Origin of the sequence: Roseibaca sp. Y0-43, assembly GCF_020667835.1 — a bacterium.
In the GTDB taxonomy this organism is placed as follows: domain Bacteria; phylum Pseudomonadota; class Alphaproteobacteria; order Rhodobacterales; family Rhodobacteraceae; genus Roseinatronobacter.
The window spans coordinates 1-25,346 of record NZ_JAFMPR010000006.1 but is presented as its reverse complement, the minus strand read 5'-3'; the positions used below and the strand labels follow the sequence as shown (position 1 = coordinate 25,346).

The 25,346-nt window shown below is 61.9% G+C and carries 18 protein-coding genes, 1 tRNA gene and 1 pseudogene; 8 read left to right on the top strand and 12 right to left on the bottom strand.

Going from position 1 to position 25,346, the window contains the following annotated elements; translation table 11 throughout:
• The first annotated feature begins 5 nt into the window (after positions 1-5).
• Positions 6-989: a TAXI family TRAP transporter solute-binding subunit gene (locus tag J1C52_RS08960; RefSeq protein WP_227427600.1), complete on the top strand. Its 984-nt coding sequence runs from the start codon at positions 6-8 to the stop codon at positions 987-989.
• 95 nt (positions 990-1,084) lie between these two features.
• Positions 1,085-3,316: a TRAP transporter permease gene (locus tag J1C52_RS08955; RefSeq protein WP_227427599.1), complete on the top strand. Its 2,232-nt coding sequence runs from the start codon at positions 1,085-1,087 to the stop codon at positions 3,314-3,316.
• Positions 3,317-3,390: 74 nt separating this feature from the next.
• Here the strand turns inward: J1C52_RS08955 and J1C52_RS08950 are convergent, their stop codons facing one another.
• Positions 3,391-4,962, bottom strand: a complete 1,572-nt coding sequence (locus tag J1C52_RS08950; RefSeq protein WP_227427598.1) for a trimethylamine methyltransferase family protein — start codon at positions 4,960-4,962, stop codon at positions 3,391-3,393.
• A 290-nt stretch (positions 4,963-5,252) separates the two neighbouring features.
• On the opposite strand from J1C52_RS08950, the gene nadA reads away from it, so the two are divergent.
• The 4 genes from nadA (at position 5,253) to J1C52_RS08930 (ending at position 10,115) form a co-directional block, all read left to right on the top strand.
• A complete protein-coding gene (nadA, locus tag J1C52_RS08945; protein ID WP_227427597.1) occupies positions 5,253-6,299 on the top strand; it encodes a quinolinate synthase NadA in 1,047 nt (348 codons plus the stop codon).
• A gap of 4 nt (positions 6,300-6,303) precedes the next feature.
• Complete coding sequence (locus J1C52_RS08940) at positions 6,304-7,839, top strand: L-aspartate oxidase (RefSeq protein WP_227427596.1); 1,536 nt, start codon at positions 6,304-6,306, stop codon at positions 7,837-7,839.
• Positions 7,836-8,681: a carboxylating nicotinate-nucleotide diphosphorylase gene (nadC, locus tag J1C52_RS08935; protein ID WP_227427595.1), complete on the top strand. Its 846-nt coding sequence runs from the start codon at positions 7,836-7,838 to the stop codon at positions 8,679-8,681. The genes J1C52_RS08940 and nadC overlap by 4 nt, the downstream gene beginning before the upstream one ends.
• Positions 8,682-8,756: 75 nt before the next feature.
• Positions 8,757-10,115 (top strand): MATE family efflux transporter, encoded by a 1,359-nt coding sequence (locus J1C52_RS08930; RefSeq protein WP_227427594.1) that lies wholly within the window; start codon positions 8,757-8,759, stop codon positions 10,113-10,115.
• On the opposite strand, the gene J1C52_RS08925 is transcribed toward J1C52_RS08930, so the two are convergent.
• From J1C52_RS08925 to uvrB, 3 genes are all read right to left on the bottom strand, one after another.
• Positions 10,112-10,534, bottom strand: coding sequence for a CoA-binding protein (locus J1C52_RS08925; RefSeq protein WP_227427593.1), 423 nt, complete (start codon positions 10,532-10,534; stop codon positions 10,112-10,114). The two genes, J1C52_RS08930 and J1C52_RS08925, sit on opposite strands and share 4 nt — an antisense overlap.
• 205 nt (positions 10,535-10,739) lie before the next feature.
• Entirely contained in the window at positions 10,740-11,045 is a 306-nt protein-coding gene (locus tag J1C52_RS08920) for an aspartate aminotransferase (RefSeq protein WP_370633250.1), read from the bottom strand.
• A gap of 54 nt (positions 11,046-11,099) precedes the next feature.
• A complete protein-coding gene (uvrB, locus tag J1C52_RS08915) occupies positions 11,100-13,274 on the bottom strand; it encodes an excinuclease ABC subunit UvrB (protein ID WP_304621949.1) in 2,175 nt (724 codons plus the stop codon).
• Positions 13,275-13,383: 109 nt separating this feature from the next.
• On the opposite strand from uvrB, the gene argE reads away from it, so the two are divergent.
• On the top strand, positions 13,384-14,553 hold the full coding sequence (argE, locus tag J1C52_RS08910; RefSeq protein WP_227427592.1) for an acetylornithine deacetylase: 1,170 nt from the start codon (positions 13,384-13,386) through the stop codon (positions 14,551-14,553).
• Here the strand turns inward: argE and J1C52_RS08905 are convergent.
• Positions 14,550-15,377, bottom strand: coding sequence for a DUF2059 domain-containing protein (locus J1C52_RS08905; protein WP_227427591.1), 828 nt, complete (start codon positions 15,375-15,377; stop codon positions 14,550-14,552). The genes argE and J1C52_RS08905 overlap by 4 nt on opposite strands.
• A gap of 144 nt (positions 15,378-15,521) precedes the next feature.
• Between J1C52_RS08905 and J1C52_RS08900 the strand changes: the two genes are divergently transcribed.
• A tRNA-Ser gene (locus J1C52_RS08900) sits at positions 15,522-15,611 on the top strand.
• A 168-nt stretch (positions 15,612-15,779) separates the two neighbouring features.
• On the opposite strand, the gene J1C52_RS08895 is transcribed toward J1C52_RS08900, so the two are convergent.
• The 7 genes and pseudogenes from J1C52_RS08895 to J1C52_RS08865 all read right to left on the bottom strand — a co-directional run.
• Positions 15,780-16,730, bottom strand: coding sequence for a GIY-YIG nuclease family protein (locus tag J1C52_RS08895; protein WP_227427590.1), 951 nt, complete (start codon positions 16,728-16,730; stop codon positions 15,780-15,782).
• A gap of 37 nt (positions 16,731-16,767) precedes the next feature.
• The gene (locus tag J1C52_RS08890) at positions 16,768-17,235 is read right to left on the bottom strand and encodes a DUF6998 domain-containing protein (RefSeq protein WP_227427589.1); all 468 of its coding nucleotides are present in this window, start codon (positions 17,233-17,235) and stop codon (positions 16,768-16,770) included.
• A gap of 65 nt (positions 17,236-17,300) precedes the next feature.
• Positions 17,301-19,295 (bottom strand): 3'-5' exonuclease, encoded by a 1,995-nt coding sequence (locus J1C52_RS08885; RefSeq protein WP_227427588.1) that lies wholly within the window; start codon positions 19,293-19,295, stop codon positions 17,301-17,303.
• Positions 19,292-19,573 (bottom strand): glutamine synthetase, encoded by a 282-nt coding sequence (locus J1C52_RS08880; protein WP_227427587.1) that lies wholly within the window; start codon positions 19,571-19,573, stop codon positions 19,292-19,294. The genes J1C52_RS08885 and J1C52_RS08880 overlap by 4 nt, the downstream gene beginning before the upstream one ends.
• Positions 19,574-19,588: 15 nt before the next feature.
• Positions 19,589-22,396: a site-specific DNA-methyltransferase gene (locus tag J1C52_RS08875; protein WP_227427586.1), complete on the bottom strand. Its 2,808-nt coding sequence runs from the start codon at positions 22,394-22,396 to the stop codon at positions 19,589-19,591.
• Positions 22,393-23,109, bottom strand: a complete 717-nt coding sequence (locus J1C52_RS08870) for an NYN domain-containing protein (protein ID WP_227427585.1) — start codon at positions 23,107-23,109, stop codon at positions 22,393-22,395. Before J1C52_RS08870 ends, J1C52_RS08875 begins: the two co-directional genes overlap by 4 nt.
• 130 nt (positions 23,110-23,239) lie before the next feature.
• Positions 23,240-25,252: pseudogene (locus tag J1C52_RS08865) on the bottom strand (restriction endonuclease); the annotation flags it as partial.
• Between the last annotated feature and the right edge of the window lie 94 nt (positions 25,253-25,346).

Here is a 25,346-nt window from a genome sequence, read left to right as displayed (position 1 = left end):
TCTTCATGCGTTATACCAAATTCACGGCCTTGGCCGCTGCTGCCCTTGTGACCGCGTCGATGGCGCAAGCACAGGACCGCTCGGACTGGCCCGCCAGCTTCACCGTTGGCACGGCAAGCCAGGGCGGCACGTTCTTCGCCTATGGCTCTGGCTGGGCGAACCTCGTGGCGGAAGAGCTGGGCATTTCCGGCGGTGGCGAAGTCACCGGTGGCCCCATGCAGAACATGGCACTGGTCCACACCGGCGATGCCGCCTTCGGCATGACCACGATGGGCCCGGCAGCGGAATCGCTGGCAGGGACCAACCCGATTGCACCGGGTCTGGCGATGGACAAGGCTTGTGCCATGTTCCCGATGTATCAGACGCCCTTCTCGATCACGGCGCTGTCCTCCTCGGGCATCACCTCAATCTCGGAAATCCCGGACGGTGCACGCATCGGCTTCGGCCCCGCTGGCTCGACCTCTGACACCTATTTCCCGCGTATGCTGGAAACCCTTGGCGTGAATTTCGAGCGCCGCAACGGTGGTTGGTCCGACCTGGGCGGCCAGTTGCAGGATGGCCTGCTGGACGTGATCGCCTTCGCCGCCGGTGTGCCCGTTCCCGCCGTCAGCCAGCTGGAAGTTCAGACCGACGTGAACATCATCGAGTTCACCGAGGAAGAGCAGGCAACCATCGCCGCGAACTACCCGGTTTCGGCTTTCGAGATCGCGGCAGACACCTACACTACGCTGGAAGCACCTGCGCGGTCCGTGTCGATGTGGAACTTCGCGATCGCAAATTGCGACCTGCCGGAAAGCTTCGTCTATGAGGCGACCAATGTCGTGATGTCGGATAACGAGCGTATGGTGAACATCCACCGCGCCGCGACCCAGACCCTGCCCGAGCACTGGGACAAGAACAACGTCCTGAAGTGGCATCCCGGCGCAGCACGCTGGTTCATTGAGAATGCCGGTGCGGAAATTCCCGCCGACATGATCTACGGCGGCTAATTCGCCGATCTATCGGGCCATCCCTGCCTGCGGGGGTGGCCCTTTCTTTGTATTTGGGCCGCCCAAGGCCTGCATCATGTCAACAGGTAGCGCCCGTGTCAGACAAAGATCTCGAACAAACGTCACCCGTGCTTGCCGAAGGGGTCGATGAAGAACCCGTTGTCGGCAATGCGCGCCAGTTTCATGGCAAGATCCTGATTGCCGCCAGTATCCTCTCGGCGCTTTACGCCGCGTTTCACATGGCGGCGCTGAACGGTCTGTCGATCCGCGATCTGACCGGCATAAACGTGCCGCTTTTGCCGCGTTTCCCGATGGAGACGTGGAATTTCCGCATCGTCCACGTCTCGGGCGCCTTGCTGCTGGGGTTCATGCTGTTCGCGTCGGTCCGCTTCTCTGACGAGCCAGCAACGGGGCAGCGCCCGAACCTCTTGGTGCGCGGCCTGTCATGGCTGCTGATGTTGCCCGCGCTGTTTTCGGTGGGCGTGGCGGCGTGGTTCGGCAGCCTGATCGAGGGCGGCGTCATGTGGAACGGCATGGATGCCACGCTGAAATTCCGAGAGATCTACCTGTTCGGCATTCCGCTGATGGTGGCCACAGTGGGCGGGATTGTCCTGTCTTGGGTCGAGCGTTTGCCGCGCCATGCGTTTTCAGTCACGGACCTTGTGCTGGGGGTTTGCGGGATTGCCGTCGCGACCTACCTGATCGTCATCTTCGGCACGCTCATGCGCAACTCGACCGGCACGCCTTTCGCGCCCATCGGGATTTCGATCGCGGCGCTGGCGGGCACCTTGCTTATCCTGGAACTGACGCGGCGTGTGGCCGGTCTGGCGCTGGTCATCATCTCTGTCGTGTTCCTGATCTATGTCTTTACCGGTCAATACCTGCCCGGCTTCCTGAACTCGCCCGCCATTTCGTGGGAACGGTTCTTTAGCCAGGTCTATACAGATGCCGGTATCCTTGGGCCGACGACGGCGGTGTCCTCGACCTATATCATCCTGTTCATCATCTTCGCGGCGTTCCTGTCGGCGTCGAAAGTGGGCGATTACTTCGTGAATTTCGCCTTCGCGACGGCTGGGCGCGCACGCGGTGGTCCGGCCAAGGTGTCGATCTTCGCATCGGGCCTGATGGGCATGATTAACGGCACCAGCGCGGGCAATGTGGTGGCGACGGGCTCGCTGACCATCCCGCTGATGAAGAAGGTGGGCTATCACAAGAAAACCGCGGGCGCGGTGGAAGCGGCGGCGTCGACCGGCGGGCAGATCATGCCGCCGATCATGGGCGCGGGTGCTTTCATCATGGCAGAGATCACCGGCATTCCCTATCAGGAAATCGCCATTGCCGCGATCATTCCGGCGGTGCTGTATTTCGCCTGTGTCTACCTGATGGTCGATTTCGAAGCGGCAAAGCTGGGTATGCGCGGGATGCGCAAGGACGAGCTGCCGAAACTGCCGGACATGCTGAAAAAGGTGTTCCTGTTCCTGCCGATCATCATCCTGATCGTGGCCCTGTTCCAAGGCTATTCGGTCATTCGCGCGGGCACCTTGGCGACCATTTCGGCGGCGGTGGTCAGTTGGCTGACGCCCTATCGCATGGACCTGAAAGCGATCTATCGCGCGTTTGAGAGCGCGGGGCAGATGTCGATCCAGATCATCGTGGTCTGCGCTTGCGCGGGGATCATCGTGGGCGTCATTTCGCTGACGGGTGTGGGTGCGCGCTTCTCGAACCTGTTGCTGGGTCTGGCGGCCACCTCGCAATTGCTGGCGCTGTTCTTCGCCATGTGCATCGCGATCCTGCTGGGCATGGGGATGCCCACGACGGCAGCCTACGCAGTGGCGGCATCGGTGGTGGCGCCGGGGCTGGTGAACTTGGGCATTCCGCAGCTGACCGCGCATTTCTTCGTGTTCTACTATGCGGTTTTGTCGGCCATCACGCCGCCCGTGGCACTCGCCTCTTACGCGGCGGCGGGCATTTCGGGCGCGAACCCGATCGAGACCTCGGTCACATCCTTCAAGATGGGGCTTGCCGCCTTCGTGGTGCCGTTCATGTTCTTCTACAACAGCGCCCTTCTGATGCAGGGCACATGGTTTGAAGTGGCACATGTGTTCGTCACGGCGATGCTGGGCGTCTACCTGCTGGCGGCAGCCGTGCAGGGGTGGCTCTTCGGCAAGGTCAACCCGTATCTGCGCGTGGTCATCGGCATAGGCGCGCTTGCCATGATCGCAGGCGGCTGGCTGTCTGACGCGATTGGTCTGGGCATCATGGCGCTGGCATTTGCTGTCCAGCGCGGGTTCCTGACGCCGAAGAACGCGGCGCGCGGGGCGGATTGATCGCTAAATCACGCCAATGAAAAGGGCCGCCCCACGGGGCGGCCTTTTGCGTTTTGAACGTAGGCAGATGGCGTTCAGCCGAAAGCGTCCGGCTCTGACGCTTTGCGGCGCGCGACGTAATCGGCCAGCGCCTCGTTCACGGCGGGGTCCAGGCTGGGCTGCTGGTAGTCGCCCAAAAGCTTGTTCACCCGGGCTGTGGCCAGCGTTTGCGTATCGCGCGCGCCTTCTTCTTCCCATGTCTCGAACGGTTTGTAATCCAGCAGGTCCGACCGCCAGAACGCGTCTTTGAAATTGGCCTGCGTATGCGCGCAGCCAAGGAAATGGCCGCCGGGACCAACCTCGCGCAGCGCGTCCATGGCCTGACCGTTTGCGGACATGTCCACGCCCTTGGCCAGATGGTGCAGCGCGCCCAACTGGTCGGCATCCATGACGAATTTCTCGTAAGACGCCACAAGCCCGCCTTCCAGCCATCCGCAGGCATGGAGCATGAAGTTGACCCCCGACAAGAGCGCCATGTTCAGGCTGTTCGCGGTTTCATAGGCGGCTTGTGCATCGGGCAGCTTGGACCCGCAGAACGACCCGCCAGAGCGGTAGGGCAGCCCCAGCCGCCGCGCCAACTGCCCCGCGCCATAGGTAATCAACGAGGCTTCGGGCGTGCCGAAGGTGGGCGCGCCGCTGTTCATGTCGATCGAGGTGACGAACGCGCCCATGATGACCGGCGCGCCGGGACGCACCAACTGGCTATAGGCGACACCCGCCAGCACCTCGGCCAAGACCTGCGTCAGCGTGCCTGCCACGGTCGTGGGGGCCATGGCCCCGCCCACGATGAAAGGCGAGATGATGCAGGCCTGATTGGCGCGGGCATACACCTCCAGAGCGCCCATCATGGTCGAATCGAAGGTCAGCGGGCTGTTGATGTTGATGAGCGAGGTCATCACCGTGTTCTGATCGACGAAATCGGCCCCGAACAACAGCTTCGACATCTCGACCGAATCTGTTGCGCGCACGGGTTCGGTCACGGACCCCATATAGGGCTTGTCAGACAGGGTCATATGCGCCTGCAACATGTCCAGATGGCGCTTGTTCACGGCCACATCCGTCGGCTCGCAGACTGTGCCGCCGGAATGGTGCAGCCATTTCGACATGTAGCCCAGCTTCACGAAATTGCGGAAGTCTTCCATCGTGGCATAGCGTCGCCCGCTATTGGCTGAGCGCACGAAAGGCGGGCCATACACCGGGGCCAGCACCAGGTTGCGACCGCCGATTTCGACATTACGTGCCGGGTTGCGGGCGTGCTGGGTGAAACTTGCGGGCGCAGTGGCGCACAGTCTGCGCGCCAGCCCGCGCGGAATGCGCACGCGCTCGCCGTCGATCTCTGCCCCTGCTTCGCGCCAGAGCGCCAAGGCGGCTGGGTTCTCGGCAAAGACGACACCGATCTCGGCCAGAACGGTCTCGGCATTGGCCTCGATGATGGCCAGCGCCTCTTCGTTCAGAACCTCTAGGTTGGGGATGTTCCGCTCGATATAGCGCGCGCTCTCCAGACTGACGGCAGAGCGCGCTGCCCGCCGGGCCGCGCCACCGCCGCCGCTGCGCCCGCGCCGTCCACCTGTTGCCGCCTCTGCGCTTGCCGCTGCCGGTTCCGCCATATCTGCCTACTCCCTACAGGCCCGGCCTGAACCGTCAGGCGGGATATTGCCCCTTTCTACAAAGCCGGGTTGCGGATCAATGGCCAAATAGCGGCGCTTCGCGGTGCAAAGCGACACTTTGGCCGCGCCTGCTTGCTGGACAGACCGCCCCGCAGCGCATAAACGCGCGGTATAAAACGGGCCGATGCTCTGGGTTTTTGCGGAGTATGCCTTGTGCGTTCGGGGGAACCCCCCATATGCATCCCCCGCCCGACCGAAACGGACCCGGGCAGAGCGACAGGAGCCATGCCATGCTGGACATGCCCAATATCCGCGACACGTTGCGCGCGGCTTACGATCTTGCCCCCAATCCAGAGCTTGCGGCACAGATGCAGGACGAATACGCCCGCATGGCGCGCGTCGTTTCGCCTGCTGATTGGGCTATCCATGCGCCCTATGTCGCCGCGATCAACGCCCTGAAGCGCGAACGCAATGCCACCATTCTGGCGCATAACTATATGACGCCAGAAATATACCACGGCATTGGTGACGTGGTGGGCGACAGCCTGCAATTGGCGATTGCCGCAACCCAGACCGATGCCGATGTGATCGTGCAATGCGGCGTGCATTTCATGGCAGAGACGTCGAAAATCCTGAACCCGTCGAAAACCGTGCTGATGCCCGACATGCAGGCGGGCTGCTCGCTGGCGGAATCGATCACCCCCGCAGGCATTACCCAGATGCGCGCGCGCTATCCCGGCGCGCCCGTGGTCAGCTACGTGAACACCACCGCCGATGTGAAGGCGGCAAGCGATATTTGCTGCACCTCGGCCAATGCCGCGCAGATCATCCGCGCGCTCGATGCCGACACGATCATCATGACGCCCGACCAGTATTTGGCGCAGAACGTGGCGCGCGAGGTGCCCGAAAAGCGGATCGTCTGGTGGGAAGGGTCGTGCATCGTGCATGAACAATATACCGCGCAGGACATCCGCGATTTCCGCGAATGGAACCCCGGCACGCGCATCATCGCCCATCCCGAATGCCCGCCCGACGTGGTGGCAGAGGCGGATTTCTCCGGCTCGACCAAGGGCATTCTGGACTATGTCAGCGCCGAGCGGCCGGAACGCGCGATGCTTGTCACCGAATGCTCGATGGCGTCGAATATCTCGGATGCGCACCCGGAGGTAGAATTCATCGGGCCATGCAACATGTGCCCCTACATGAAGAAGATCACGCTGGAAAAGGTGCTGTGGTCTCTGCATTCCATGACGACAGAGATCACCGTGCCGGATGACGTGGCCGACAAGGCGCGGCTGGCGGTACAGCGCATGATCGACCTGAGCGCGAAAGGCTAGGGGCTTGGACACATCGCGCATCGTGATCGTGGGCGCGGGGCTTGGCGGGTTATACGCCGCCCTGTCGCTTGCGCCGCGCCCCGTGCTGGTCATCTCGCCCGAAACCTTGGGCGAAGGGGCATCCTCGGCTTGGGCGCAAGGCGGAATTGCCGCCGCCATGTCCGCCCCCGACACGCCAGAGGCCCATGCCGAAGACACGATGCGCGCCGGCGCCGGCACCGTCGACCCGGAGGTGGCGCGCATGGTCACGCAGGCCGCGCGCGACCATATTCTGGATCTGGCCGAGCGCGGCACGCCCTTTGACCGCGACCGCGACGGCGGGTTTGTCATGAACCATGAGGCCGCGCATTCCACCGCCCGCGTGGTGCGCGTGCAAGGCGACCAGGCGGGCCGCAAGATCATGGAAACGCTGATCGCGATCGTTCGCGCCACACCCTCGGTGCAGGTCATGGAAGGTGTGATCGCACAAGGCTTGCTGACCGAAGGCGACCGCGTTGTCGGGCTGCGATTGGCGCAGGTCACGGATGCGGGCGTCAGCGCGCCGGTTGACTTGCGCGCGCCCGCGGTGCTGCTCGCCGGTGGCGGCTCTGGCGGGCTATACGCGCTGACCACCAACCCCGCGCGCATTCGCGGGCAGGTCATGGGCATGGCCGCACGGGCTGGCGCGCGCATGGCCGATATGGAATTCGTGCAGTTTCACCCCACCGCGATGGATGTGGGGCTGGACCCTGCACCCTTGGCGACAGAGGCCTTGCGCGGGGCCGGGGCGGTGCTGGTCAACGCGGACGGCACCCGCTTCATGCGCGGCGAGCACCCGGCGGCGGAACTCGCGCCGCGCGACATCGTGGCGCGCGCGGTCTTTGCACAGACACAAGCGGGCAACCGCCCCGCGCTGGATACGCGCGCGGCCTTGGGCGCGCGGGTTGTGACAGAGTTTCCGGTCGTCGCCGAAGCCTGCATGCGCGCGGGGCTGGACCCTGTCACGCAACCCATCCCGGTGGCGGCGGCTGCGCATTACCACATGGGCGGCGTCGCGGTGGACCAGCGGGGCCGAAGTTCACTGTCCGGCTTGTGGGTCTGTGGTGAAGCCGCGTCCACAGGGCTGCACGGCGCGAACCGTCTGGCCTCTAACGGGGTGCTGGAAGCGCTGGTCTTCGCCCGCGCCTGCGCGCAGGACATCGGCACCGGGATTGCGCCGTCAGATGCGGCCCCGGTGGCTTTGGCGTTTGCCGGGCTGGGCATAGCGCCCGACCCGGATGCGGTCGCAGAACTGCGCCGCACCATGACGGACCTTGTCGGCGTCCGCCGCACGGGTGCGGGGTTGCAACAGGCCTTGGACGTGATCGACCGGCTGGACCATGCCCACTCCGATTGCCCCGATTTCGGCAATATGTGCGCCACCGCGCGCCTGATCGCGGCCAGCGCGCTGGCGCGCCGCGAAAGCCGGGGCGCGCATTGGCGCGACGATTTTCCGGCCACCGACCCCGCGCAAGCCGCGCGCAGTTTCACCACCCTTACTGATGTCTTGGAGCGCGCATGATCCCTGCTATTCCCGATTTGCTGCTGGAACCCTTGGTGCGCGCGGCCCTGATCGAAGACCTTGGCCCGAATGGCGACGCGACAACGCGCGCTGTGATCGGTCCCGACCTGACCTATAGCGCGCGACTGAACGCGCGCGTGGCCGGTGTCGTATCGGGCGTGCAGGCGGCGGTGCTGGCCTTTCGGCTGGTCGATCCAGCCTTGCGCGTGACCGTGTTGCACGCAGATGGCGCACGGGTTGCGCCGGGCGACACGATCCTGACGATTGATGGCGCTGCGGCCTCTATCCTCAGTGCCGAGCGCGTTGCGCTGAATTTCATGGGCCGTTTGACCGGCATTGCCACGCTGACCGCGGCCTTCGTGGCCGAAACGCAGGGTCACAAGGCACGCATCACCTGCACGCGCAAGACCACGCCGGGGCTGCGGCTGGTCGAAAAACAGGCGGTGCTGCATGGCGGCGGCAGCCCGCACCGCTACAGCCTCTCGGACGCGATCCTGATAAAGGACAACCATATCGCGGCGGCGGGGGGTGTGGCAGAGGTGCTGAGCGCAGCGCGCGACCGCGCAGGCCATATGATGCGCATCGAGATCGAGGTCGATACGCTTGCCCAGCTAGAGCAGGTGCTAACCACGGGCGGCGCGGATGTGGTGCTTCTGGACAATATGGACACCGCGTCACTGGCGCAGGCGGTGCAGATGGTCGCGGGGCGGCTTGTGACCGAAGCCTCTGGCAATATGCGGCTGGAGCGGATTGCCGAGGTCGCGGCAACCGGGGTCGATTTCATCTCGGTCGGCGCGCTGACGCATTCGGCGCAGGTGGCGGATCTGGGGCTGGATTTCTGAACTCGTGCGTTGCACATGTTAAATTTTTGACCGCCCATCTTGCCCGATGCCCCGGCACAAGCTAGGGGATCGGGCATGACCTCCGCGACCCGTTCCTTCCGCTCTGATTTGAGCGCCGTTCTGGCGCTGGGCTTGCCCTTGGCGGGCAGCCATGTCGCGCAATTCATGCTGGCCGTGACCGACACGGTCATGCTGGGCTGGTATGACGTGGTCGATCTGGCCGCCAGCGTGATCGGGGCCGCCGTCTATTTCATGCTGTTCACCTTCGGGCTTGGCTTTGCCAATGCCGTCATGCCGCTGGTGGCGACGGCTAGCGCATCGGCGGATGATACGGATGTGCGGCGCGTCACGCGCATGGGGTTATGGCTCTCCGCAGGGTTTGCGGTGGTGGTCTACCCGGTCTTTTGGTTCTCTGGCACGATCCTGTCAGTGCTCGGTCAGCCGCCAGAGGTCATTCCGCTTGCGCAGGACTACCTGCGCCTGATGGGGATCGCGCTTTTCCCGGCGCTGGCTGTGGCCGTGCTGAAAAACTACCTTGCCGCGCTGGGCCGGACGCAAGTGGCGCTGTGGTTGACCGTGTCGGCCGTATTCCTGAATATCGCGCTGAACTGGGTGCTGATTTTCGGCAATCTGGGCTTTCCAGAAATGGGTGTGCGCGGGGCGGCCCATGCCTCTATCTGGGTGCAGGTGGCAACCGTGGCGGGTCTGGCGCTCTATTGCGCGCGCTCGGAAGGGTTGCGCCGCTACACGCTGTTCCAGCGGCTTTGGCGCCCCGATTGGCAGGCGATGGGGCAGGTCTGGCGCTTGGGCTGGCCCATCGGCGTGGCGCTGATCGCGGAAACCGCGTTGTTTTCCGCTGTGGCCATTTTGGTTGGTCGACTGGGGACACTGGAATTGGCCGCCCATGGGATCGCAGTCGAGATTTCAGCCGCCATGTTCATGATCCATATGGGGTTTTCAAACGCGGGCACCGTTTTGGTCGGTCGCGCGCGCGGGCGCGGGGACACGGACGGGCTGCGTGCGGGCGCGAGGGCCACGATCTTCGCCTCTGTCTGTTTGGCGCTGGGCACGATGGTGATCTATGTCCTGTTTGGCGGCCAGTTGATCGGACTGTTCCTGTCGCCCGACGAGCCCGCGCGCGATCAGATCATCGCGCTGGGCGCGGTGCTGATGATGGTCGCGGCGCTGTTCCAACTGGCGGATGGCGCGCAAGTGGTCGCCATGGGCTTGTTGCGCGGGGTGCAGGATACCAAGGTGCCGATGTGGATTGCCGCTTTCAGCTATTGGGGCATCGGCTTTCCGGCGGGCTATGTCTTTGGGCTGGTGCTGGACTGGGGCGCACCGGGTATCTGGATCGGGCTGGTTGTGGGGCTTGGCACGGCGGGGGCGCTTCTGATGTGGCGCTTCTGGTCAGGGCGCGCGGTTGCGGTTTAGCCCAGCAGGCGCGGATGCTCTATTGCCGGACATTTGTCCCAGATCACCGTCACACCGCGTGACGCGGCGCGGGCGGCTGCGTCCCGGTCGAAAACCCCCAACTGCATCCAGATCGTGCGTAAATTCGGCAGATACGCAAGCGCATCATCAACCACGCCGCCAACCTCTTCGGAGCGGCGGAATATATCGACCAGATCCACATCTGGCGGGCAGTCGGCGAGCGAGGCGCGGATTGTCTCGCCCTCGAAAAGCTGCCCGGCAAGACCGGGATTGACAGGGATGACCCTGTAACCCTTCCGCACCAAGAACCGCGCCACCCCGTGGCTGGGCCGCGCGGGATTTGCCGAGAAGCCGACGAGCGCGATCACGCGCGTGTCGGTGAGGACATTGCACAGTGTGGTGTCGGACGCAGGCTGCATTGCGCGATGCTGACGCGCGAAAGGCGGCTGTGCAACAGAAAAAAGCCCGGCGCGGGCGCCGGGCCTAGGTGCGGAACGAGGGACAGTAACAGTGCGGCGCGGGTGTTCCGGCCCGACGCCATCATACATAAATGGGGGCGGAGATACGAGTTTCCAGAGATGCTCGCAAAAAGGTTACAGCGGATGGTGCCGCCTGCGGGGTTTTCTATGCCCGGTCGCTTGGGGTGCGTGGGCAAGCGAAACCTTGAAAAGGTTTCGGGCCGATTTCTTGGGAAGAAATCGGCGTCAGCCATTGGATCGGGGCGCGGTTGCAGAAGATAATGATCTGCCCGGAATTCTCGGCCACCTGATACCCCCGCCTGTCAATCTCTCGCAAGAACAGGTCCATCCCGACATAGCGTTCGATGTCGCGTGCCTTGCGCCGGATCACCGCGCCTTGTTGCACGGCCTTTGACGCGAACAGGTCGCGCAGCCAGATTTCGGGCGAAAGAGGAGAGTTGGGGGTCCGCATCCCCAAATGCTGCCCGAAACGCGTTAATGGCAGGTTAAACCGTGACGGCGTCGCTTACCGCCGTCGCCGTTTCACGCCGCCGCGCTGCCCCGGTTTCCCGGCGGTAGAGCGCGGCTTCACGGCAGTGTCGACCGCCTCGTCCACGGCCGTTTGCCGCGCGAGCGGGTCGTCGGCGATGGCAAGCTCCACTGCTTCCAGCCGTTTGATCTCGTCCCGCAGGCGCGCGGCTTCCTCGAATTCCAGGTTCTCGGCGGCCTTGCGCATGTCGGTTTTCAGCCCTTCCAGATGCGCCTGCAAATTCGCGCCGGGTTTGACCTTGTCCACCTTTGCCGTGACCCGCGCCATGTCGGTGTCGCCCTGATAGAGGCCTGCCAGCACATCCTCGACATTCTTGCGCACGGTCTGGGGGGTGATGCCATGTGTCTCATTATAGGCGATTTGCTTTTCGCGGCGGCGGTTGGTTTCGTTCAGAGCACGTTCCATGCTGCCGGTCACGCGGTCGGCATACATGATAACCCGGCCATCGGCGTTGCGCGCCGCGCGCCCGATGGTCTGGATAAGCGAGGTTTCCGAGCGCAGGAACCCTTCCTTGTCGGCGTCAAGGATCGCCACAAGCCCGCATTCGGGAATATCCAGCCCTTCGCGCAACAGGTTGATCCCCACCAGCACATCGAACGCGCCCAGCCTCAGATCGCGCAGGATTTCGATGCGCTCGATCGTGTCGATGTCGCTATGCATGTAGCGCACGCGGATGCCTTGTTCGTGCAGGTATTCCGTCAGATCCTCGGCCATACGCTTTGTCAGCACAGTGCAGAGCACGCGCAAATCCTTGGCCGCGACCTTGCGGATTTCGTCCAGAAGGTCGTCCACCTGCGTGGCGACGGGGCGGATTTCGACCTCGGGGTCCAACAGCCCCGTCGGGCGGATGACTTGTTCGGTGAACACGCCGCCAGCCTGATCCAGCTCCCATGCCGCTGGCGTGGCCGATACGAACACCGATTGCGGGCGCATGGCGTCCCATTCCTCGAATTTCAGCGGTCGATTGTCCATGCAGCTTGGCAGGCGGAACCCGTGTTCGGCCAGCGTGAACTTGCGCCGGTAGTCGCCCCGATACATGCCGCCGATCTGTGGCACAGAGACGTGGCTCTCATCGGCAAACACGATCGCATTGTCGGGGATGAATTCGAACAGGGTGGGCGGCGGCTCGCCCGGCGCGCGGCCCGTCAGGTAACGCGAATAATTCTCGATCCCGTTACACACACCCGTCGCTTCCAGCATTTCCAGATCGAATTTCGTGCGCTGCTCCAACCGCTGCGCTTCCAGCAGTTTCCCCTCGGCCACGAATTGATCCAGCCGTTGCTGCAATTCCAGCTTTATGCCCTTTGTCGCCTGCTGCATCGTGGGGCGTGGGGTGACGTAGTGGCTGTTGGCATAGATGCGGATCTGCTCGAACGTGTCGGTCTTGGCCCCGGTCAGCGGGTCGAATTCGGTGATCGCTTCCAACTCTTCGCCGAAAAAGGACAACCGCCAGGCGCGGTCCTCAAGGTGGGCGGGCCAAAGTTCGATCACATCGCCACGCACGCGGAAACTGCCACGCTGGAACGCCGCATCGTTGCGCCGATAGGCTTGCGCGACTAGTTCCGACATGACCTTGCGGGGGTCATAGACCTCGCCCACCTTCATGTCTTGGGTCATGGCCGAATAGGTCTCGACAGAGCCGATGCCGTAGATACACGACACAGAGGCCACGATAATCACATCATCGCGTTCCAGCAGCGCGCGGGTGGCCGAGTGGCGCATCCGGTCGATCTGTTCGTTGATCTGGCTTTCCTTCTCGATGAAGGTGTCAGAGCGCGGCACATAGGCCTCTGGCTGGTAATAGTCGTAATAGCTGACGAAATACTCGACGGCATTGTCGGGGAAAAAGCCCTTGAACTCGCCGTATAGCTGCGCGGCCAGGGTCTTGTTCGGGGCAAGGATGATCGCGGGGCGCTGCGTCTCCTCTATGATCTTGGCCATGGTGTAGGTCTTGCCGGTGCCGGTTGCGCCCAGCAGCACCTGGTTGCGCTCGCCCTCGCGCACCCCTTGGGCCAGTTCGGCAATTGCCGTGGGCTGGTCGCCCGCGGGCTGGAAGGGGCTGGCCATGCGAAAGCGCTTGCCCCCTTCCAGCTTGGGACGGGTCAGCACATCGGGGCGTTCGGTGGGCATGTTCGTGTTGTTATGCGGCATGGGCAGCGATCCTTTGTCTGCCCCATAGGTGGGCTTGCGGGGCAGGGGTTCAACCCGGTTCTTGCACGGCAGGCGCGCGCGCGCTAGCCATATCGGAAACGGAGCGCCCATGTCCGACATCCTGACCCGCACAAAGCAGATCTTGGCCGAATTGGTAGCTTTCCCGTCCATCTCGGCCGATGGTAACCGGGCGGTGACAGAGCATATCGCGGCGCTTTTGGACGCTTCCGGGGTGCGCTATTGGCTGGAGCCGGACGCGACGGGGGCCAAGCTGAACCTGTTTGCAACCATTGGCCCGGATGGTACGGGTGGGGTTATCCTGTCGGGGCACACGGATGTTGTGCCGGTCGAAGGGCAGCCATGGACGAGCGATCCATTTGCGATGGCCGAACGGGACGGGCGGCTTTACGGGCGCGGCACCTGTGACATGAAGGGCTTTGTCGCGGCCTGCATCGCCATGGCGCCCGTATTCGCCGCGCGTGACCTGAAAGTGCCGGTGCATTTCGCTTTTACCTATGACGAGGAAGTGGGCTGCTTCGGCGCGCAGGCCTTGACGCAATCCCTGACGGCAAGCGGGATCAAGCCCGCCGCCGCGATCATTGGCGAACCGTCGATGATGCAGCCGGTCGAGGGGCACAAGGGCTGTTTCGAATACACCACCCGCTTCACCGGGCTGGAGGGCCACGGGTCCAGCCCCGATCTGGGGGTGAACGCGGTCGAATATGCCGCGATCTGGGCGCAAAAGCTGGTGGCGCTGCGCGAGGCATTGAAAGCCCGCGCCCCGCAATCCAGCGCATTCGTGCCGCCGCATTCGACCATCAATATCGGGCTGCTTTCGGGGGGCGTGGCGCATAACGTCATCCCCGGTGCCGCGCGCATGGAATGGGAAATGCGGCCTGTCACCCCCGAAGACGCGGCCTTCGTCAAAACCGAGCTGGCCGCGCTGCGGGACGCGCTGCTGCCGAAGATGCGCGCGGTTTACCCCGATGCCGCGATAGAGACCGAAACCATTGCCGAGGTCGTGGGCTTGATGCCCGACCCCGCTAGCCCCGCCACGCGGCTGGTGATGGAGTTGACCGGCGCCAACCGCGCGGGGCTGGTGCCCTTCGGCACCGAGGCGGGGCTGTTTCAAGAGATCGGTATCCCGTCGGTCATCTGCGGCCCGGGCGACATAGCGCAGGCGCATAAGCCCGACGAATTCCTGTCGCTGGATCAGCTTGCGGCTTGCCTGACCATGCTGGAAAAACTGGCCGACCGGCTGGAGCGCGGCGCGCTCTAAAGCGTGTCTTGCTGCATCTGCTGTGCCATGGCCACGCCCACCCGGCGCGAGATCTCGACAAAGACCTCGTCGAAAGCATGGAACATGGCGCGGTTGAACGCGTCGCCCGCCGGGCTTGCGGCATGGGCGATGTAGTCGTTCATCTCGCTCTCCGACAGCGGCTGATAGGCCAGCAAGAAGTAGGACTCGGCCCAATCGGTCACATCGCTGCGAATGGCCCCTTCCTGCGCCCAGACCAATGATAACAGATCCGCGCCGGCCATGCCTGCCATCCAGCCCGCTTCGGCCATGCCGTTGTAATAGGCCAGCGACGTGTTCAGCCCCAGCGAGACATTCAGCTCGATCAGGTCATTGACGGCGATACGCTCTTGCACAAGCGCCAGCGCGCGGGCCTGCGGGGTGCTCCGCGGCGCATCGCGCGCCTCTTCCAGCGCGATACGGGCGGCGTCGTCGATTTCTTCGGACAAAAGCGCGCGCCGGGCTGAAACCTCGAGTTGCAGCACCCGGCGGCCCAACGCGCTTTGGGCAAATGCCAAGGCCTCGCGCCGCGTGTCTTCGTCCAGACGTGCCTCCAGCGCGACGACGAAATCGTCATGCATCCGGTCGGCATTGTAGATCACGCCGATCGCGCGCTCCCAACTGGCCCGGCCTGCGGCGTCTTGCGGCACGGTCGGGTCGGACAGGGTCGCGCTGCGCCCTTCCTCGGCCATGATGTCGAACAATTCCGGCAACAAATAGCTGTCGGACAACTCGCTGGCGCGCGCAGTGATCGCGACCACCCCCAGCACAAGCCCCAACACCGCAATACGCATCGCTCTCAGCATCTTCGCCTCTCGGTCAACCAGCAGTGTTCAGGATAGGGCAAGAGCGGGGCGGGGCCAAAACACTTTCCCGCGTTTCGGCAAAGGATTGCCATGGATTTTCCTCTTGCGCTGGCGCGGCTGAGCAAGTAATTCCCACCCGACCGCGGAGAGGTGCCGGAGTGGTCGAACGGGGCGGTCTCGAAAACCGTTGTCCCTTCACGGGGACCCAGGGTTCGAATCCCTGTCTCTCCGCCAACGCAAGCAGTTAAGTATATGATTCAATTCAAAAAATACGTATGATGCTTTTGCGATCCCATGATTGTTCCCATGTGAGGTATTCCGCTTGATTGACCAAAGACACGCGATAGCGTCGTGATCTTATGACGGGGCAGCACGTCAGCGCCCATTGATTGTCGAAGCCCATCAACCCAGCTTTCTCGAGAATCGCGAAACATTCGGCACCCTTGCAAAGGCACTCTCTGCATCTCCACGGTCACCCCAGAAGAACTCGCCTCCCAGACTTTCCAGTCGCCCTCGATTGTCCTTGAAGAATTGCTCGGCAAACTCGGCTTGCTGCCTGTCCGGGAATGATCCTTGCAGATGGATCACCCACTTCCCTGCCCCGCCCGGTGGAAATCCGGAATTGAGCTGAGCGCATCGCGCCACCAGGTCATTCGACACCCCGATCTTGACCAACGCAGGGGATTTCCCGAAACCCTTTGATCTGCCAACAAGCGCGTGACCATCTCCGTCGAATCGCGCCAGATAGAGGAAAGTCTCTCCATCTTCATAGATTGATGTGCGGGTGCCCGATGATCCCGGAAATGCTATTGACGGTGTCCAGACTGTCCCGAAGGCCGATTTGACCACCCCGTCCAACACAGGCGGTTCCCTCCAGACATTGACCTCACTCACCCGGATCTTCAACGCCTGAGCAATCTCGTCCGGGTCAAGGGCTGCCCCCCAGACACCAAGGCCTTGCCCTGCCTCGGGCCGGTAGGTCCGGAAGGCAATATCGCGGATCATCAGCTTTTCATCAGTCCGCCATGCACGGCGCACCGGAATGCCGAATGTCCAGCGATCCTTCCAACCCCGATCTGCCTTGCGCTTCAGCGCGTCGGGCGATGCCTTGTCAACATCCATGATCGGTCGTGCATCGACCTGCACAAAGCCCAGCACATACGATCGCAGCGTCTTCTCGGTCTCGGCGGACCCAGAGCCATAGATCAGAATCAGATCCCCATCGCTGATCTCGCGCAGGATGCGGTCGCGTCCGGCTGGCTTGGTCCAGCCGACATAGCCGTCATGTTCGGGGCCAAAGCCGTAGAACGCGCGCATCCACATCGACCTGTTGTCGGGCAATCCTGATGTCATCGGAAATTCCTGTTTTGAAATGATAATCCTTAGCCCCTCAAACAGGTGGCTCTCGCAATAGCGGCAGGCGCGCGGCATCTGTCAGTGCGGCATTCAATGCGCGCAGCCGCGTAAGGGAAATGGGGCGCTGGCCGTTCTTCTGGGGTTTTCCGCAGGCATCCCAGACCACCCCGCCGGGGCCGTTATACACCACTCTTACAGGGCCACCCTTGGGGCGATGCAGGGCGATCAGATGTTCGGGGGCATGGCGCAGGGCGACGGATTTGCCCTGGGTCAGTTTTATTTCCACCCGCCGCCCATCCGGGGCCATAGCGTCATGGCCGAGGGTCGAGGCGGGCATCAGCTCAAGCCCGAACATATAGGCCGCGACCACCTCGCCGATGCTACCGACCAGATGACCATCGAGGGTGAATTTGCGGCCCGCGAAGATCGTCTCCAACCCCTCGGACGCGGCATAGAGTGCATCTAGGTGGTTGGTGACTTCTGTCCAGTCCGTGACGGTCATTGCACAACTTCAGTCAAGGCACATATCTTTGGCTGCACATCTACCATGCAGAGTTTGGTGATAATTCAAACATTTGAGCTACTTTCAAAAAGGTCCTCAAGAAATTCCGACACTGGGTGTACACCAGAAAGCCAAAGGAAATCCCTTGCACGCGACGCGGCGACGTAGAGCAGGTGGCGATCTGTATTCAGTATCTCGTCAAGTTGTCCTTCATCCTGTGCAGTCAGCAAGCGCTCGGCAAGCGGCACAATATCCTGATCAAGGGCAATGACCGCGACAGCACGGTATTCAGCACCTTTGGCATCATGCATCGGCATGATCTTGGCATCGATCATTGGCGCAAGTGCGTCAGCCAAGGCCGGGGTGCGCACCAAAACCATAATATCAGCCGCATCGACGCCTTGAGATTGAAGTTTGCCAATCCAAGCCTGAAGTGCAGCGATTTCATCCGTCCGATTCGCAAACTTGCCGATCCTGGGCACGGCTCCCTCAAAAACCGATGTGACGCCCAGTCGGTTTTCTTCACTGCCATCAGGTTCCACCAATGTTTCGGGCAACAGGTTGTCACTGCAACGCCGGATCTGATGCGATGTGCGGTAATTCACCTTCAGGCTCCGAGATCTTCCCCGGATCTCCACTCCGGTTGCGCCCCACGGAAATGGCGCGCGAAAAATCCTTTGGCCAATATCGCCCGCAAAAAATAGTCCGTTCTCCACGGCGCCCAACACACGCCCGAGAAGCAGGAGTTCCGGCACAGAGATGTCCTGCGCCTCATCAATCACAGCATGTGAAAACGGCAGCGCTTCTGTGCCAGCCAGTTCATGTGCCAACTGCGCCTCAGTCTTGAGGTTGTGCGCAGCGAGGGCTGTGCGCAGAGCAGAAAACACAGACCATGCAGCCTCTCTGCGCGCAGCAGGCAATCGGACCTTGCGGCCCAGTCGCGGCAGATCACGATAGCTCTCCCAATCGCGCACATTCCAAGCATCAACAATCAAGGACCACTCGTCTCGCAGGAAATCGACAGACAACGGCGCACCTGTCTTGGCGACTGCCTGTCCCAGCAGTTCTGACAGATTTTCTTCAGTAACCAACGCGGTCGGCCCAAATGCTTGCTGATGCAGGTCACGGATCACATCGGCTAAGGCCGCAACATGAATACGCGCGCGCAGGTCTTCAGTTGCCAGCAATGGCAGCTTGCGCGCCAAGGCTTCTGACAAGCGCGAATTAAATGTCGTCAGCAGAACCCGCGCCTTGGGGTCCTGCGCCAGTCGCACGGCTCGGTGCAGTGCAACAACCGTCTTACCGGTCCCGGCAGACCCGATCACACGCGCCGGGCCATTGAAATCGCGCTCGACATATTCGCGCTGGGCGGGGTGAAGATAGACGGTCCAGCGCTCCCATGGGGCCTCCAGCGCCGCACGCAACTCCTCGACGTTTTCCATCACGCGGAAACGGCGGCCAGCATCGGGGTGGGCAAAGGGATCTATGCCAGCCGCAACCAGCACAGGAGTGGGGCGTGTGCCTGTGGCGGCTTGCAGGATGGCTTCGGCAGCTTCGGCGGGCAGGTGGCTGGCAATATCCAGAACCGTGTCTTCGGTCGCGTCCCGCACAATGTCCAGCCAATCCTCGGGCACACCCCAGGACAACAGGCTGTCATCGCTTTCACCCTGAAACAGACGTGGCAGGCGGATCGCTTCTTCGACGTAACGCTGGATCACCACCTCTTGCACAGTCTCGCGGATTTCAACGATCTGCGCCGCCCCCGTGCGCGGGTGGGTGTCGATCCGGCGACTTTCAGCCCAAGCATAGGCATCGTCGTGATGACCGACCCAGGCCAGCAGCGTATCACCCCCCTGTTTGTGCAGCACCAACCGGATGTCGCTGTTCACACGCGCGGTCCAGAACCCCTTGTCGCGGGCGCGGTCCACGCGGTGCATCGACAGGCCCGGGCTGGCAGGGTTCATTTGCAGATCGAAAGCGGCGGTCTTGACGGCTTTCTGCTCCTGCGTAGTCAGACGCGCGAGGGCATCAGAGAAGGTGTCAGCGATGCGGAAGGTCATTCTTCAAGGATTCTTTCGGCAATTCTCTGCCATCTTTTGCTCTTCAAAAAACGGTCAATCACCTGCTCACGCTTTGCTTTCCCGAGTTTCCTAGTATCTGGAGCATTTGCATAAAATGCATGAATTAACTGAGTTCTTTTGAGGGCTTCCAATCGAGCCTCTGTGAGTTTTGTTGGCAACGTTCCTACATACTCCCTCTCTTCAATGGTCTGCTCACGATCTTTCGCGCCCCAAAAATGAACTTGGTGAACACCATTCATCCCGCCTTTCTGTGTCATTCTGGTTCCTTCCTCTCAAACCCCCATCACCTTCATAACTTCATCCCCCAGATGGTTTATCACCTTTACCGCGATCCGCCCTGATTTCGGCCGCGCGAAGGGCCGCGACACCGTGTGTTTCAGACTATCCCATGCCTCTTGATCCACCTCACCCTTAAGCGTCGTCTTCAACTGCTTGTAAGGCACCTCGGCCCCCGGAAAATAGGCGTGGCGGACGAAGAATGACTCCTCATTATAATCCGTATCGATGAACCAGCAGGCGATGTCATCGGGCTCTGACGCCACCACCTGCCCTGTCGCGGGTTTGAAGATATCCACCCCGCGCAGCTCGACCCGATACATGCCGCCTTCTTCGCGCAGTTCGATATCCGGCTCACCAAACACCACGAACAGGTTGCCGCCCCCTGCTTTCAGATCGCCGGCCATGTGCAGATCGGGGTTCATGCGGGCATGCAGGATCGGCAACCTCCCCAGTTTGCGGAACTCGGCGGTGTGCGCATCGAAGTTGAAAGCGCAGGCGATGACGATGTCAAACCCCGCATCTGCGGCCTCGCGCGCGCAGGCGACCAGATCGGCGCGTTGCACGGTGCCGTATTCGGGGCCGATGAAGACGCCTGCGCGGCGCTCGACCTCGCCTTCCATGTAGCGGGCCTCGGCGCTGATCCAGTCACCGGCCCATGGCACGAGGCTGGTGAAATGGATCGCGTCCTCGCGGCCTGATTGCTGCACACCGGCCTTGCGCAGGTTCTCCAGCATCGCCTCGCGGTAATTCTCGGCCTCGGTCGCACCTTTGCGGGCGCCTTGGGCGGCGTCATGTTCGTCGATCAATTCGCCATATTCATTCACGGCTTGGGTGCGGTGGGGCGACAGGCTTTCCACGGTGAACGGCCCCGCCACGCGGATGCGTTTTTTATCCTCGAACGGTTTGTCATAGAGGAATTCGAACTCGGCCTTCGCCGCGATGCTGGCGTCAATCTCGCGTTGGCGGGCGATGCGGGCTTCCCAGAATTGCGCCAGCGCCTCCTTGGCGGCCTGCGGCCAGCCGTCCGGCGCGTCGCGGGGGATTTCCCATTCCATGAAGCCGTTTGCCGGGGCCATCTCGCCGCTGGGCAGTTCAACCTCTCCCGTTGCGGTGAAGTCGATTTCCGCGCCTTTGCGGCCGCCGGTTTGCACTTCGAACGGGGTTTGGTGGCCGCGTAGGGCTGCGTTCAGCGCCGCGCGGGCGTCCTCGACTGCCGGTTGCAGGTTGTCCCAGATCGTGTCGATTTCGGTGTTGTTGGCGATGGATTTCAGGGTGATATGGGGCACGCGCTCATAGACGAAACCGTGGCGGATATCGTTATAGGTTGGCGTGGTGGCGGGGCTGGAGCGTGTCACCTCGGCCTCTTTCCGCTGCCCATCCGCGCTGTCGGCCAGAATATACCACGGGTATTTCGCGCCCATGATGCGGGCGCGGGCAAGGGCCAGCGCCACGCGGGATGTGTCAATCGTGATCCAGCGGCGGCCCCATTGTTCGGCGACATAAGCGGTGGTGCCAGAGCCGCAGGTGGGATCGAGCACCAGATCGCCGGGATCGGTGGCCATGAGGAGGCAGCGTTGTATAACGGTCTCTGAGGTTTGCACAACATAAACGCGTCCACCAGCGCCGGCTGTATCGGTCCAAAGGTTCGTAATCTGATAGGCAGGAAAATCGTCGATGAAACGCCGGTAGCGAAGCGTTGTTGTTGCAGGCGAAAGGCGGCCCGCTTTCGTTAATAAGCGAGCACCAATTTCACCCGTGGTCCAATAGCGCTTTCCTGGGAAAAACTCTCTACCTTCGACCTGAATCGGAAAGTATCCTGGCGGACGCGCGGAAGTGAAATTGTCTAATTGAAAGTATCGGCCATCATCGTTTGATTGCGAATACCGCGCTCCAGATCCAGCGCCAACACCTTGGACCTTTTCACGGAATTGACGACGAAACTTGATCTGAGATTTGTTTTTTCCGTAATAAAGGATGAAATCTGAGGCATTTGCTATGTGTAACCCGGGCTGCCCCCCCGTTTTCTGCACGGTGATCTCTGAAACAAAATTCTCCTCCCCGAACACCTCATCCATCAGCGCCCGCACGCGGTGGACATTCTCATCCCCGATCTGGACAAAGCATGACCCGCTCTCGGTCAGCAATTCCCGCGCCACCACCAGACGGTCGCGCAGATATTGCAGATAGGAATGGATGCCATCGCGCCATGTGTCGCGAAACGCCTTCACCTGTTCGGGTTCCCGCGTCAGGTGATCCAGATTGCCATCCTTCACATCGCGGGACGTGGTGGACCACTGGAAGTTACTGTTGAATTTGATCCCATAGGGCGGGTCGATATAGATCGCCTGCACCTGGCCCTTCAGCCCCTCACGCTCGGCCAGTGACGCCATCACCTGCAACCCGTCGCCCAGGATCATCCGGTTCGACCAGCGGGTGGAATGGCGGTAGAACTCCACCTCGGCCTCGCGGTCCTCATCGGTGATGCCGAAATGGTCAAAGAGGCTTGCGCCCCCACCTTCGCCATTGCGTTTGTTGCCCGCGCGCAGGTCTTCGATAATGGCCTTGGGGTGGACCTGCTCTTGCAGGTAGATGGGCGGCGCATCGACGGTGACGGCGGCCTGATCGATATCCTTGCCGCGCCAGATGATCTGCGGGTCCAGATCGGGGTTGCGCAGGGCGTAGGCGGCCTTGATCGGCTTTGCGTCGTTCGGGTCCATCATAGGCGCGAGTTCGGGCGTGGGGATATTGGCGCGGGTGCCGGGATGGGTGATCGGGTCGATCGGGGTTTTGCGGTCGGTCATTGGTCTTCCTCTGGCAAGGGCAGGGGGCGTGCAGGGTTCTTGAACCCGCTGAACAGCCCGTCAATATGTTCAAACAATCCCGGATCGACCTGCCGCCACAGCGGATCAAGGACGATCTTTACCCCTTCGCGGCGGGCCAGCTTCGCGGCGGGCACGAAATCACTGTCGCCCGCGACCAGAACAATGGTGTCGGCCTGCCGTTTCAGGGTGATCGAGGCGATATCCAGCCCGATGCGCATATCCACGGCCTTTTGGCGAAAGGTGGGGCGGAAATCGGCGTCGGTCAGCGTGGCAAAGTCACGCTTGCCCTTGAGCAGGGCTTGCAGGATGGCAGGTTTCAACTCCCACAGGCTGTCAGGATCGCGGCGCACCTCGCCCAGACGGACGGCCATGTTGGGCATGCGGCGCAGGTTATCGTGCAGGGCGGTGTGGAATTTGGCGATATCGGTTTTGGCGTAATCAATGCTGCGCTTGCTGATCGGCAGGTGCCCTTTGTCCAGATAAGGCCGGGCATCGTAGTAGAAGGCACGATACAGCAGGCTGCGCGGATGGGGGGCGCGTGCCACCTTGTTGATCTGATGCAGATGCGACGAGATCAGGCGGGCAATGTCGCGGATGACAGCATTGGCATCGGTTGTGTCGGTCTTTGGCCTGACACTGCCCAAGCGTTTGAGCAGGTAGCCCCCGTCAATCAGAATGGCCACCCGGCTCATGCGGGCCACCCAAAAGAAAAAGCCCCAAGGGATCGGCACTGTCCAAGATCACGAGGAACGGTGCTTACTGCCAAGGGGCGGATGTGTTGCATGTGGTCATGAACCATACCGGATTTCAAGAATTTTCTGGTCATGCCGGTTCCACCTGCACCATGGCGGTGATGGCGGCATCCAGTTCCGGCCCAAAATCATGGACGGATCGCAGCTCGGCAAAGCCCCAGCGGCCATAGCGACCCAAGCGGTTGATCGCAGGCACCCATTTGTTGCGGGCGGTGTCGGCCTTGAGCATGGCGTCATGGCCACGAAAGCCCTTGACCTCGACGATCAGGGTGGTGGGTTCGGGCGTGTTCAGCCGGATCAGGAAATCGGGCCTGTAGGCGCGGGGTGAGCCTTCGACCAGATAGGGGATCTCGAAGCCCAGATTGTGGTTCTTGGCATAGGCGACCACGCGCGGGTGTTGTTCTATTTCCGCGGCGAGTTTGTCCTCCCAATCACTGTCGGTGATGATCCAGTTGATGTGGGATTTGTCTGGGCGCGGGTGATATCGCGTGGTCTTGGAGGTGTTGAAACTCACATCGCGGGTGGAGCCGAGAGGGTTGTAGGGATCAAGCAACGCCCGCAGAATGCGCTCGCCCCCCGGTTTGTCGATCAATGCGCCGAAGATGATGTCGCAGACCTCATCCGCAAGTTCGCGGTAAAGAAGTTGGGCTGGCATGGTCCCGCCCTTGGTGACCAGATGCCCCTCGTTCAGCCATTGGTTGACGATGCGTTTGGCAGCAGGGAACAGGTGCATCCGCGGGGCTTCATTGGCGTCGCGCAGCTTCTCGAAGATCATGTGCTTGGCGATATTGGCGGCAATGGTCGAGTTGCGCTGTGCTTTGAGGTAATCGAGCGTCAGGATTTCCGTGGCACCCACGATGCCTTGCATGGTGACAACCGTGGCGGCCACCTTTTCGGGGGTTAGAACGTAAGGCTCCAGACCGGAGAAATCAGCATCCAGCCGATCTGGCGGCAGATCTGCGGTGTAGCCTTGAACACGGGGAAAGGTGATCTCGAGAGCGTCACGTTCAGGGGTGACGGCGCGGACACCGATGATGTCCCGCGGCGGTTGCGGCGGGGCGACACGCGGCCCGTCCGAGAAATTCAGCCCATCGATCCCCATGATATCGGCGTATTCGGTACGGAAAAAGCCGTCGTCATCCACATCATAGGACAGGCGGCGCAGGGCGCGGCCAATCACCTGCTCGCAGATCAGCTTGGTGCCAAAGGCCCGCAGGCCGAGGATATGGGTCACATTATTGGCATCCCAGCCTTCGGTGAGCATTGAGACCGACACCACGCAGCGCACTTGTTCGCCAAGGCGGCCCCGCTTGCCCACGGTGTTCATCACCTCGCGCAACACATCTGCGTCGGTGATGTCGCTGGCCATGCCACGTTCGGCCTGTTCGCGGCGAAACGCCTCGATCTCGGCGGCATGGGCATCGCGGAAGGATTTGTCGATGTCGCCACCGGCTTCCAGTGTGGCGCTGTCGATCAGGACCGTGCGCGGGCGCGGCAGGCGTTCCCCATCGGTCGAGAAATTCGAGAAGAGCCCGCATTTGCCATGAACCGTTTCAAGATTGCCGTCCGCATCCTCCCGCTCATATCCGGCGATATAGTCGCGCAGCAGTTCTGAGTTGGTGGTGTTGTTGCATACGACGATGAAGACCGGCGGGATGCCCACCTGCTCCTTTTGCCATAGATCAAACGTCTTTTCATAATGGCCGTAAAGTGCATCGATGGCCGTTTTCAGCTCCATCGGAAGCTTCTGCGGATCAGGAAGGGCGCCCTTGGTCTTTTTGGGCATTTTCTTCCCGATGGCCTTCCAAAGGTTGCGGTACAATGGCTCTGGCTGGCCCGGCAGATTGTCCGCGACCGGCACGCGCGGTAGTTTCACGATGCCACATTCGATCGCGTCCATCAGCGAGAAGTCGGAGACCACCCACGGAAACAGCACCCCTTCTGGCCAACCCGATCCGGCAAGGAAGAATGGCGTGGCCGAGAGGTCATAGACGGCCAGCAGGCCAAGACGCCGCTTCGCTGCTTCAATCCCCGAAATCCACAAACGCGCAGCTTCGCGGTTTTCTTCGGCTTCTTTTCTCTTGAACCGCCCCGGGTTTACCGGAGGGTGATTTGTTCATTTTTCAGGCGACCATATCGAGTGTGTTCAGGTTTGCATAGAACGCCTCCTCTGCTTC